The 11,164-nt window shown below is 66.9% G+C and carries 11 protein-coding genes; 8 read left to right on the top strand and 3 right to left on the bottom strand.

Annotated features, from left to right (window positions below; genetic code table 11):
- Positions 1-132: 132 nt before the first annotated feature.
- On the top strand, positions 133-1,650 hold the full coding sequence (locus ACWDSI_RS03380; protein WP_449745993.1) for an APC family permease: 1,518 nt from the start codon (positions 133-135) through the stop codon (positions 1,648-1,650).
- Positions 1,647-2,018, top strand: a complete 372-nt coding sequence (locus ACWDSI_RS03375; protein ID WP_449755650.1) for a hypothetical protein — start codon at positions 1,647-1,649, stop codon at positions 2,016-2,018. Before ACWDSI_RS03380 ends, ACWDSI_RS03375 begins: the two co-directional genes overlap by 4 nt.
- Before the next feature lie 70 nt (positions 2,019-2,088).
- Here ACWDSI_RS03375 and ACWDSI_RS03370 read toward each other — a convergent pair whose 3' ends face one another.
- Positions 2,089-2,670: a TetR/AcrR family transcriptional regulator gene (locus ACWDSI_RS03370; RefSeq protein WP_449746227.1), complete on the bottom strand. Its 582-nt coding sequence runs from the start codon at positions 2,668-2,670 to the stop codon at positions 2,089-2,091.
- A gap of 104 nt (positions 2,671-2,774) precedes the next feature.
- Between ACWDSI_RS03370 and ACWDSI_RS03365 the strand changes: the two genes are divergently transcribed.
- The 5 genes from ACWDSI_RS03365 (at position 2,775) to ACWDSI_RS03345 (ending at position 8,281) form a co-directional block, all read left to right on the top strand.
- A complete protein-coding gene (locus tag ACWDSI_RS03365; protein ID WP_449745995.1) occupies positions 2,775-4,400 on the top strand; it encodes a flavin-containing monooxygenase in 1,626 nt (541 codons plus the stop codon).
- Positions 4,401-4,436: 36 nt separating this feature from the next.
- Entirely contained in the window at positions 4,437-5,267 is an 831-nt protein-coding gene (locus ACWDSI_RS03360) for an SDR family NAD(P)-dependent oxidoreductase (protein ID WP_449745996.1), read from the top strand.
- A gap of 146 nt (positions 5,268-5,413) precedes the next feature.
- Positions 5,414-5,677: a FeoA family protein gene (locus tag ACWDSI_RS03355; RefSeq protein WP_449745997.1), complete on the top strand. Its 264-nt coding sequence runs from the start codon at positions 5,414-5,416 to the stop codon at positions 5,675-5,677.
- Positions 5,674-7,704, top strand: coding sequence for a ferrous iron transporter B (feoB, locus tag ACWDSI_RS03350; protein WP_449755649.1), 2,031 nt, complete (start codon positions 5,674-5,676; stop codon positions 7,702-7,704). The genes ACWDSI_RS03355 and feoB overlap by 4 nt, the downstream gene beginning before the upstream one ends.
- A 10-nt stretch (positions 7,705-7,714) precedes the next feature.
- A complete protein-coding gene (locus ACWDSI_RS03345; protein ID WP_449745999.1) occupies positions 7,715-8,281 on the top strand; it encodes a NifU family protein in 567 nt (188 codons plus the stop codon).
- Positions 8,282-8,303: 22 nt separating this feature from the next.
- Here the strand turns inward: ACWDSI_RS03345 and ACWDSI_RS03340 are convergent, their stop codons facing one another.
- Together ACWDSI_RS03340 and ACWDSI_RS03335 are read right to left on the bottom strand one after the other, a co-directional pair.
- Positions 8,304-9,257 carry a glycine betaine ABC transporter substrate-binding protein gene (locus ACWDSI_RS03340; protein ID WP_449746000.1) on the bottom strand — a complete coding sequence of 318 codons (954 nt, stop codon included), beginning with the start codon at positions 9,255-9,257 and terminating at the stop codon, positions 8,304-8,306.
- Positions 9,258-9,326: 69 nt separating this feature from the next.
- Positions 9,327-9,947: a MarC family protein gene (locus tag ACWDSI_RS03335; protein WP_449746001.1), complete on the bottom strand. Its 621-nt coding sequence runs from the start codon at positions 9,945-9,947 to the stop codon at positions 9,327-9,329.
- Between the two features lie 101 nt (positions 9,948-10,048).
- Between ACWDSI_RS03335 and ACWDSI_RS03330 the strand changes: the two genes are divergently transcribed.
- Positions 10,049-11,131 carry a magnesium and cobalt transport protein CorA gene (locus tag ACWDSI_RS03330; RefSeq protein ID WP_449746228.1) on the top strand — a complete coding sequence of 361 codons (1,083 nt, stop codon included), beginning with the start codon at positions 10,049-10,051 and terminating at the stop codon, positions 11,129-11,131.
- Positions 11,132-11,164: the final 33 nt, after the last annotated feature.

The following is an 11,164-nucleotide window of genomic DNA, read 5'->3' as shown; positions in this document are numbered from 1 at the left end:
TGAAACATTTGGTTGATGGAATGGAAACGCACCGGCGGTCTCATTGCGGTGGACACAGTTCGCCGGCAGTGGATTTCGTGGCATCCACGCCGTCGAGTGCACCGCCCAGCCCCTGTTCAGAAGGACCGACACATGACCATCCCCAATCATCCCGACATGGTGGTACCTGCGCACGAACTTGCGGTCGCCGACGTCGACGAACGCCAACTCCTCAAGACGATGCACTGGTACGACGGGTTCGTCATGGCGCTGTCGAATCCGGGGTTCATCATCGCCAGCATCGGCTACACCACCGGACAGATCGGTGCGCTCGGCGCGCTGGCATTCTGGCTCGGCTCGATGGTGATCGCCGTGCTGCAGAACAAGATCTACACCGAGCCGGCCACGATGTTCCCGGAGCACTCCGGAGGCATCGCGATGTACGCCTTCGAAGGGTGGCGCTCCCGGTTCAGCCTCGCCGGACCGATGTCGGCCATCGGCTACTGGGCGGGATGGTCGTCGGTGCTCGCGATCTTCGGCCTCACCACCGGCAGTCTCGTTCAGGCACAGTGGTTCCCGAACCAGACCTGGAGTTTTGTCCACGTGGTCCATCTCGACCTGCCGCGAGTGATCGCGGTGGTGCTGATCATCGCCCTCTGGATCATCAATTCCATGGGCGTCAAGCCCATGAAGCTGATGGGCTATCTCACCGGCACCCTGCTGTTCATCCCGCTGATCCTGTTCATGATCGTGCCCTTCTTCATGACCGGCTTCTCCTTCTCGAACCTGTCGTGGGGCCTGCTCGGGGCCGGCGGAAGCACCTGGGGCGCAATCCAACTCGGCCTGGTGTGGCTCTATCTGAACGCATGGTCCGCCTACGGGATCGAGGTGTGCGCAACCTTTGCACCCGAGTACCACGACACCGAACGCGACACCCAGAAGGCACTGATCCGCGCAGCGATGTTCTGTCTGGCCGTCTACGCCATCTTGCCCGTCGCGCTCGGCGGCATCGTCAGTCAGCAGGCCATGGCCGACGCACCCATGGGCTTCTATGCGGATCTTCTGCACCGCGAGGTCGGTGGAGCGCTCTCGAATGTCGTCATCGTCTTCATGATCGGCAGCTTCCTTCTGGGCATGAACGCCGCGAGTGCCGGTGGCGCCCGCACGCTCTACGGAATGGCGCGCAGCGGCATGACGATCACGTGGTTCGACCACGTCAACAAGCACAATGTCCCCAACCGCGGGATGTACGTCGACGTGGCCGCCAACATCTGTGCGGTGCTGTTCCTTCCGACGACGGTCGCGGTGCTCGCGGCAAGCAACATGGGCTACGTACTGTGCCACGTGTTCGCCCTCTCCGCTGTGCTGCTGCTGCGCAAGGACCGTCCCGGCCTGGCTCGCCCGATGCGACTGTCGACGCCGTGGCTGTGGGTGGCCGGCGCGCTGGCCGTGTTCAATCTGGTGATCCTGGTGGTCGGATCGACCTCCTTCTCCAAGACGGGCTACGGCGGCATCAACGAGTTCATCGTGGGGGTGAGCCTGCTGGTGCTGGGCTGCGTGCTCTACATCTACCGCCGCACGGTGCAAGACCGGACGCGGTTCACCATGCGCGATCACACCATGGACATCCCGGTGGTCGAGTCCACACCGGCAGCGACGGCGGGGGCATGACCATGGGCACCAGTGTTCCGGTCAACTTCCGATGTGGTTGCGGCACAGAGGCGTCGCATCCGATGACGGTGACGGCCACCGAGTGGACCTGCCCCGCATGCACGCGGACATGGCGTGCCGAGGGCAGCGCGGTGTGGGCGATTCTCGCCGGCGCCACCGAACTGCGCCTGCTCCGGCGCGGCGTATGGGCGGTCCTCGCACTCCTGGCGGTGGTGAGCGTGGTCCTCATCGTGATCAACCCCGCCTGGGCCGTAGGCCTCCCGGTTGTCGCGGGAATCGTGGCACTCATGGCCCGACCCACCTACCGCAAACGCCTCGAGCGCGCGAAACAGTTGGTGCGCAGCCCGATCGGCGTCCGCCCCGCGTAGCCGGGTCGGCCGGGCGTCACTCAGTGACCGGGGGCGGCTGAACCCCGCATCGCTGCCGGGCGCAGACAGCTCAGCGAGCAGATATCCCGCCGAACACCGGCGCGAGGGCCGGTAGCGACCCGGTGATCAGCGCCAGCAGCTCGTCGCGACCGATCCGCCGATCGTGGAGCCATCCGATCGTGACCTCTTCCACGAAGGCGATCCACCCGAAGGTGCCCATCCGTGCCGTCGGGGTCACCTCGACGCCGAGGTGGGGGGCATATCGCAAGATGCGGTCGACCATCTCCTGTCGCGTCGCGTCGATCACCGCCCGCATCGCCGGGTCGGCACTCGAGGAGCCGCGGAGGAACGCGGTGTAGGCGAGTCGGTGTTCGCTGACGTAGTCGACAAACGCCGACAGCGACCCGGCCAGGATCGCCACCGGATCGCCGAGGGACTCGTCGGGTGCGGTCAGCGCGAGCATCCGCTCCCCCTGGGCGCGCGCGATCGCGACGTGGAAATCCTGCTTCGAATCGAAGTAGTGGAACAACAGCGCCCGCGACACACCGGCGACCTCGGCGATCGCGTCGATGGAGACCTCATCGAGCGGGCGTTGCGACACCATCTCCAGGCCCAGGTCGATGAGCTGCTCGCGACGGGCCTCCGGACTCATCCGGGTGCGCTTGGCTCGAGTCACCCGTCCAGTCTATGCCGATCTATTGATTCATGTTCAATAGCGTATTGACGGACGTTCAATAGGGTCCTAGGGTGACCTACATGACAACGCACGACGTCGAGATCGCCATCGTCGGGGCCGGCTTCTCGGGACTGGGCGCGGCCATCGCCCTCACGCGCAACGGTGACGACGATTTCGTCATCCTCGACCGCGGTACCGATTTCGGCGGAACCTGGCGCGACAACACGTATCCGGGCGCGGCTTGTGACGTCCCGTCGAACCTGTACTCCTACTCTTTCGCGCCGAATCCGGAATGGTCGAGGTCCTACTCGCATCAGCCCGAGATCCACCGCTACATCAACAGCGTCGCCGATCGTCACGGAATCCGGGACAAGACGCGTTTCGGCACCGAGGTCACCCGTGCCGAATGGGACGAGAGCAGCCTTCGCTGGCTGATCGACACGGCGCCCGCCGGATCCTCGGAGGGTTCACGCACCGGGGACGGAGTCGCTCGCTACCGCGCCCGGCACCTCGTCGGTGCCGTCGGACCGCTGTGTGAACCGAACCTCCCCGACATCGAGGGCATCGACTCGTTCGCCGGGACCGTGATGCACACCGCGCGGTGGGACAGCAGCGTCGAACTCGCCGGAAAGCGTGTCGCGGTGATCGGCACCGGCGCGTCGGCCATCCAGGTGGTGCCCGAGTTGGCCAAGACGGTCGAGCGTCTCGACGTGTACCAACGCACCGCTCCGTGGATCGTGCCGCGCACCGAGCGCCCCTACACATCGCTCGACCACTGGGCCTTCGAGCACATTCCCGGTCTGCAGAAGGCCAGTCGCGCAGGGATCTACACCTTCAACGAGTTCATCGCCTTCGGGATGACCTACGCCCCGGCGGCACTCAAGCCCGTCGAGGCGCTGGCTCGCGCCAACATCTTCCGCGGCATCCGTGACGCCACCCTGCGCGCCGAGGTCACCCCGCGTTTCGAGATCGGCTGCAAACGCATCCTGCGTTCCAACGACTGGTATCCCGCGCTCGACCGACCCAACGTCGATCTGGTCACCGACCCGATCGCGCGCATCACCCCGACCGGGGTGGTGACCGCCGACGGCACCGCGCGTGACATCGACGTACTGGTGGTGGCCACCGGCTTCCACGTCACCGACTCCCCCATGTTCGACGGCATCATCGGAGCCGACGGGCGCAGCCTGGCCCAGGTGTGGGCGGGCGGCGGCATGCAGGGATACAAGGGCTCGTTCGTCCACGGGTTTCCCAATCTGATGCTCATGATCGGTCCGTCGACCGGGCTCGGCCACACCTCGATGGTGTACATGATCGAGTCGCAGCTGAACTACCTGGTGGACTACGTCAAGACCGTGCGGCAGGCGGGCCTCACCCGCGTCGATGTCACCGCGCGTGCGCAGGACGGCTACAACGCGAAGATCCAGCAGACGCTGCGCTCGAGCGTCTGGGTGAACGGCGGGTGCTCGTCCTGGTACAAGGACGCACACGGCAACATCACGACGCTATGGCCCGGGTTCACCTTCAACTTCCGCCGTGCGACGCGGAAGTTCGACGTCGCCGCGTTCGACGTCACGCGAGGTGATCTCGACAAGCTCGATCAGCGGGCGGACAAGCTCGATCAGCGGGCGGACAAGCTCGATCAGCGGGCGGACAAGCTCGATCAGCGGGAAATTCCGCTGGTTGAGCCCCTTTCCGCTGGTTGAGCTTGTCGAAACCACCCCCACCGAGGAGAACAAACAATGAAGAACTTCCGCGACAAGGTCGTCGTCGTCACCGGCGCCGGGTCGGGCATGGGCCGCGATCTGGCCGTCCAGCTGGCCCGCCAGGGCGCCAAGCTCGCGATCTCCGACGTCAACCCGAACGGCCTGGCGATCACCGAGAAGCTCGTCACCGAGGTCGGTGCACCCGTGCACGCACAACTGCTCAACGTCGCCGAGCGTGAGGCGGTCCTCGACTACGCGGACACCGTGATGGCCCACTACGGCAAGGTCAACGTCGTCTTCAACAACGCGGGCATCGCGCATCACGGTGAGGTCGAACGCACCGAGTTCAAGGACATCGAGCGGGTGATGGATGTCGATTTCTGGGGAGTCGTCAACGGCACCAAGGCATTCCTGCCGCACCTCATCGCCTCAGGCGACGGTCACATCGTCAACACCTCGTCGCTGTTCGGCCTCTTGTCCGAGCCCGGTCAGGCCGCTTACAACTCGGCGAAATTCGCGGTCCGCGGCTTCACCGAGTCGCTGAACCAGGAAATGATGATCGCCAAGCATCCGGTGAAGGTGACCTGCGTGCACCCGGGCGGCATCAAGACCGCGATCGCCCGCAACGCCACCGTCGCCGACGAGTACGACCAGGCCGCCTTCGCCAAGTTCTTCGACCGCTACCTCGCCCGCACCTCGTCGGCGGACGCCGCCGCGACCATCATCAAGGGCGTCAAGAAGAACAGGGCCCGGGTGCTCGTCGGCGCCGACGCGATCGTGCTCGACCTGTGGGTCCGTCTCGTGGCCTCGAAATACCAGGGCATCGTGGCCTGGGTCACCAAACGCGTGTCCTCGACCTTCCACTGACCGGTACGTTTCCTCACCTCGGGCCCGTGCGAGTGCATTCCTCCCCGTAGGGTCGATTTACTCTGTGCAGGCTAGGCAAGCCAACCTACTCTGGTGAACGAGTACGAAACGAGTCCACACCGGACGGGAAACGAGGCGAACGAGGGATGACACTGAGCCGCGAGATCGTCACCGTCGCATTGAGCCAACTTCCCCTCGGGGTGTCGGCCACGGTGCACTCCTTCCGCGACGACTGTCCGCCCCAGGTTCGCCGCCGACTGATCAGCCTCGGGTTCGTCGCGGGCACCACGGTCCACAAGAGCCGGCGCGCCCCGCTGGGCGATCCGGCCGTGTACCGGGTGATGGATTACGAGATCTGTTTGCGCGCGCGCGAAGCCGACGCGGTGCTGTGCGAAGTACCGTCCTCATGAGCGACTGCCACACCCCGGGCGCCGACGCCTCATCGGTCGACGACGCCGGCGAAGCCGTCGAGAGTGTCGCGCTGATCGGTAGCCCGAACGCCGGCAAGACGTCGGTCTTCAACGCCCTGACCGGCCTGCGCATGAAAACCGCGAACTACCCGGGCGTCACCGTGTCCCGCTCGGTGGGCCGGTGCCGGGTCCCCGCCCTGGCCGGTGGCCGTTCGGCGGGCACAGCGGTGATCAACCTGGAGGACCTGCCCGGCGCCTACAGCCTCGATCCGATCTCGCCCGACGAGCAGGTCGTCGCCGATCTGCTCAACGACGACCTCACCGGCGCGCGGCGGCCGGACGCCGCGCTCGTCGTGGTCGATTCCACCGTGTTGCGCCGGTCGCTGAGCCTGGTCGCCGAAACCCTTGCCCTCGACATCCCCGTCGCCGTGGTCCTCACGATGACCGACGAGATGGAACGACGTAACGGGTTCGTCGATCCCGACGCCCTCTCCGACGCGCTCGGCGTGCCGGTCTGCGCGGTGATCGGCACTCGCAAACAGTCACTGGAACCGGTGCGCGAGTTGCTCGCCGACCCCGGGTCGTGGTCCCGCCCACCCGTGCCACCACCCACGGCCGAGACCCCGGAATTCGGCGACTGGGCCGACTCCGTGCTGTCACTGAGCGGATTCCGCGCCCCCGACAAACACACCACCACCACCGTCGTCGACCGGCTACTGCTGCACCCGGTGCTCGGTACCCTCGTGTTCCTGCTGGTGATGTTCCTGTTCTTCCAGGTGGTCTTCGCCGTGGCAGCCCCTGCCCAGGGCTGGATCGAGTCGTTTTTCGCGTGGCTGGGCACCCTCGTCGCCGACCACGTGACGCTGCCGGTGCTCGCCGACTTCCTGTCCACCGCGCTGATCGGCGGTGTGGGCAGCGTGCTCGTCTTCGTGCCGCAGATCCTGCTGATGTTCCTGCTCATCTCCGTCATGGAGAACATCGGCTACATGTCCCGGGCGGCGTTTCTCACCGACCGGGTGATGAGTCGCGCGGGTCTGGAGGGGCGCGCATTCGTCGCGATGCTGTCGTCGTTCGCCTGCGCGGTGCCCGGCATCATGGCCACCCGCACGATGCCGTCGTCGAAGGACCGGATCGCCACGGCGATGTCGGCGCCGCTGATCACCTGTTCGGCTCGGCTTCCCGTCTTCGTCCTGCTGACCGGCATGCTGATCCCCTCCGGTGCGCGGGTGGGACCGCTGCAGACCCAGGGCGTGGTGATGTTCGGTCTGTACCTGCTCGGTGGGGTGTCGGCGATGATCGCGGCGTTCGTGTTCAAACGCACCCGGTCGCTGCGCAGCGGTCTCATGCCCTTCTACATGGAGATGCCGCCCTACCGGTTGCCGTCGCTGAAATCGGTGCTGCTGATGATGTGGGACTCCACCCGGATGTTCCTGCGCAAGGTCGGCAAGATCATCCTGCTCACCTCCATCGTGTTGTGGCTGCTGCTCTCGTTGCCCGCCCACACCCAGCAAGCCGAACAGGTCCGCACTAGCACGGTGGCAACCCAGATCGCACAGGGAGCGTCCCGGGAGGACGCCGAGGCGGCGGGCGAGTCGGAGGCCCGGTCCTATGTGATGGAGAACAGCTTCGCGGCGTCGGTCGGCAAGTTCGTCGAGCCGGTCTTCGCTCCGTTGGGCTTCGACTGGCGCATCGACATCGGCATCGTCGGTTCGTTCGCGGCACGCGAGGTGGTGGTCTCCACGCTCGGTCAGATCTCTGCCGCCGAGGACCCCGAGGACCCCTCGGCCGCACTGGCTTCGATGACCTACACGCAGGGCCCCCACGAGGGCCAGAAAGTGTTCACCCCGCCGACGATCGTCGCGATGCTGCTGTTCTTCGTCTACGCCCTGCAGTGCATGTCCACCGTGGGTGCCATTCGGCGCGAGACCAATAGTTGGCGCTGGCCGATGACCGCGTGGACGTACATGTTCGTGCTCGCCTGGGTCGCCGGTTTCCTCGGGCACCAGATCACCGCGGCCCTGACCTGAGCCGATCACGATGAACCTCCTGCTGCTGCCGTCGGTCGATCCGGCCGCGCCCGCCACCATCCGATGGCGGGTGGGGCCCGGGTTGGTGCGCACCAGCGGCGACGTCGACGCCGCTCGGCTGCCCGCACCCCTGCGGCGGCTCGCCGACGAGGGGGTGCTGCGCCACGTGCGTCTGGAACCTGGTTCGGTGAGCACCACCGTCGCGGACCCGGCGCGCGCGGCCACCGACGGCGTCCGCATCCGCAGCGCCCTGTTCGAGGTCTTGTCGGCTCCCGGTGGCTGGCCCGACGACACGGCCGGTGCGGGTGCGCAGCCCGCCGAGGCCGCACGGCTGATGTCGGCGGCCGCCGACGCCGAACTCGCCGACGCCGTGGACTGCATCCTGCACGGTGAGGTGGCCGGCTACATCGCGTCGCACGGCGGGCACATCGATCTCGTCGACGTCAGCGACGGCGTGGTCAGCGTCTCGCTCACCGGCAACTGCCACGGTTGCCCGGCGGCAGGCCTCACGCTGGGTCGACATCTGGCCCGGCGCCTCGAACGTGAACCGGGTTTCCGGTCGCTGCGCCAGGTGTGAACCCCTGGCGTGAGCCGACGCCCTAGAGGCCGTGCTCGCCGAGCCAGGTAACCGCCAGGTCGTGGGGATTGGCACCGTCGGCCGCCGCGCGCGCCAGGGTGGCAAGATCCGCGGTGGTGATCTCGCCGGCCACCTTGTTGATCTGCTTCACCTCGTCGCGGGTCAGCGCGACGGTGCGGTAGACCGGCACGAGGTCTTCGGCCACCGGACCTTTCGGTGCCGCGATGGTCGTCTCCCCTGCTGCCTGCGTTGTCGCATCGGTGGAGGTCGGCGCGGCGCGGAGCGCGTGGACCGGCGGGGACGATTTGCCGGCGTCGGTGGTCTGCGCACCGGCCGCGTCGAGCGCACTGAGAACGCCGACGCTGCGGCCGGTGGCGATCCGCGTGAACGCGTCCTGCGTCGAACCCACGGTCTCGACCGGGCCGAATCGGCAACCGGCGGCGGCAAGGGCCGCCATCGTCGTCGGGTCGGGTTCACCGACGGTGACCACCGGCAGCCCGGCGGGCAGCCGGTCGCAGTCGGCCAGCGACGACGCATCGCTCGACGTGGCCAGCGCGGTGGACACGAACACCTGCGGCGCATCACTGACGGGCGTGGCATCTCCCACCGAAACACCTTGCGGCAAAGAGCGGTTGAGATCCGAGTACACCTCGTCGGACCCAGTGGGCGTCAGTTCCGGGGCGAGTGTGTGCAGGAGTTGACCGGTGAACGCCGGAAACAGATCGAGCTGTGCGCGGTCCATCTCCGCGAACAGGGTCACGTCGTCGCCGGTGCGGATGTCACCGGACACCGGAGTGCCGATGTTGCGCAACGCACCGGCGTAGATCTCGGCCATCACCCGCAGCGCCGGGTCGTCCGCGGTGCCCACGACCAGTTCCCGGTGCGGCGAACCGGCCGAGGAGCATCCCGCCACCAGCCCCACCCCGACGAGCGCGACGGTCACCGCCACGATCGCCGAACGCATCCGTTTCCGCACGGATCTCACCGTAGCGTGTGCCCTCGGGTCTCGATCGCGGCCCGACGGCCATGTCCGGGCCGGCCGCATTCACCCGGCCGCGTTGACGAATCCGGTCACCGAGTCGGCGATCAGCTGTACCGCAATCGCCGCCAGCAGCAGGCCTGCGATCTTGGCGAGCAGCGTGATGCCACCGGTCCCGAGGACGCGGATGAGAAATGTCGAGTAGCGCAGCACCACCGCCACCACGATGTGCACGCTGATGATGGCGGCGGCGATCGCGAGATAGCCACCGGCATCACCCTTGACCGCGCTCACCTGGACGATCACCGCCGCGATCGCTCCCGGACCGGCCAGCAGCGGTGTACCCAGCGGCACCAGGGCGACGTTGACGTCGTCGGCGGCCTGCGGTGACCCCACATTGCCCAGGCCGGTGAGCAGTTGGAGCGCCACCAGCAGCAACAGCAGACCACCGGCACCCTGCAGCGCGGGGATGCCGATGTGCAGGTAGGTGAGAATCGCCTTTCCGCCGATGGCGAAGATGGTGATCACCAGCAGACTCACCAGCGGCGCCTGCCACGCGGCGCGCCGGCGGTACTCGGGTGACCGATGACCCACCAGGCTGAGGAACAGCGGGATCTGTCCGGGCGGATCCATGATCACCAGCAGCGTGATCAGGGTCGTCGTGTACACCGTGACGTCGAAAGACACCCGCCGATCATAAGTTGCGGCGGCGGTCTGGCCCGGTGATGCGGCCACGATGGCGCGCGGCCGCGTCCCATCGCGCGGAGTAGCATCACCACGTGCCCTCGATGCCCCACCTCGGTCCGGGTGGGCGGGGACTGCGTCCCTTCCCGCGCGAACGCAAACCGCTCCCGCGCATCCCGGTGCCCGCGGCCCGGGCCGTCGTCGACTGCGCGGTGTACGTCGACGGCATCCGCCAGCACGGCCGGCTGACCTACCCCGAGGCGCTGGCGCAGGTACGCGAGACCGGTGAGGGGTTTGTCTGGCTCGGCCTGCACGCCCCCGACGACGAGCAGATGACCGGCGTGGCCAACGTGTTCGGCCTGCACGAACTCGTTGTCGAGGACGCGGTGCACGCCCACCAGCGCCCCAAGCTGGAGATCTACGACGACATGCAGTTCCTGGTGCTGCGCACCGTGAAGTACGTGGAACACGAGTCGATGGAGAAGGCCAGCGAGGTGGTCGAGACCGGCGAGATCATGGTCTTCACCGGCAGCGACTTCGTGATCACCGTCCGGCACGGCGACCACACTCATCTCTCGGGGCTGCGTCGCCGTCTCGAGGCCCGGCCCGAACGCCTGTCGCTGGGACCGACGGCGGTGCTGCACGCCATCGCCGACCTCGTGGTGGACAGCTACGTGGGAGTGACCGAGCGGATGGAGGTCGACATCGTGGCAACCGAGTCGTCGGTCTTCGGCGGAAAGGACCGCTGGCTCAACATCGAACCGGTGTACCTACTCAAACGCGAGGTGCTCGAACTCCGCCGGGCAGTGACCCCGCTCTCGGGTCCGATGTCGCGACTGGCCGCACAGAATGCCATGGTGCCCAAAGAGATTCGGCGTCACTTTCGTGACGTGGCCGATCACCTCACCACCGTGATCGATCGGGTCATCGAGTACGACGAGGTGCTCAGTTCGCTCATCGACGCGGCGGCGGCGAAGGTGAGCATCCAGCAGAACAGCGATATGCGCAAGATCTCGGCGTGGGTGGCGATCGGTGCGGTGCCCACCATGGTGGCCGGCCTCTATGGCATGAACTTCGACATCCTGCCCGGTATGCACGACCGGCAGGGTTTCGGTCTGATCTCGCTCGCGCTGCTGATCGTCTGCGGCGGGCTGTGGGTGGTCTTCCGTCGGTCCAACTGGCTGTGACCAAGCCGGTTGCGGTCACTGCCCGACGGCGGT

The sequence above is a fragment of the Gordonia sp. NPDC003429 genome, assembly GCF_053588575.1.
This window is presented reverse-complemented; position numbering and strand designations above follow the sequence as displayed.

Coding starts and splice junctions, on each gene's coding strand:
- ACWDSI_RS03380 (WP_449745993.1), top strand. CDS start 133: ATGACCATCCCCAATCATCCCGACATGGTGGTACCTGCGCACGAACTT.
- ACWDSI_RS03375 (WP_449755650.1), top strand. CDS start 1,647: ATGACCATGGGCACCAGTGTTCCGGTCAACTTCCGATGTGGTTGCGGC.
- ACWDSI_RS03370 (WP_449746227.1), bottom strand. CDS start 2,670: ATGAGTCCGGAGGCCCGTCGCGAGCAGCTCATCGACCTGGGCCTGGAG.
- ACWDSI_RS03365 (WP_449745995.1), top strand. CDS start 2,775: ATGACAACGCACGACGTCGAGATCGCCATCGTCGGGGCCGGCTTCTCG.
- ACWDSI_RS03360 (WP_449745996.1), top strand. CDS start 4,437: ATGAAGAACTTCCGCGACAAGGTCGTCGTCGTCACCGGCGCCGGGTCG.
- ACWDSI_RS03355 (WP_449745997.1), top strand. CDS start 5,414: ATGACACTGAGCCGCGAGATCGTCACCGTCGCATTGAGCCAACTTCCC.
- feoB (WP_449755649.1), top strand. CDS start 5,674: ATGAGCGACTGCCACACCCCGGGCGCCGACGCCTCATCGGTCGACGAC.
- ACWDSI_RS03345 (WP_449745999.1), top strand. CDS start 7,715: ATGAACCTCCTGCTGCTGCCGTCGGTCGATCCGGCCGCGCCCGCCACC.
- ACWDSI_RS03330 (WP_449746228.1), top strand. CDS start 10,049: ATGCCCCACCTCGGTCCGGGTGGGCGGGGACTGCGTCCCTTCCCGCGC.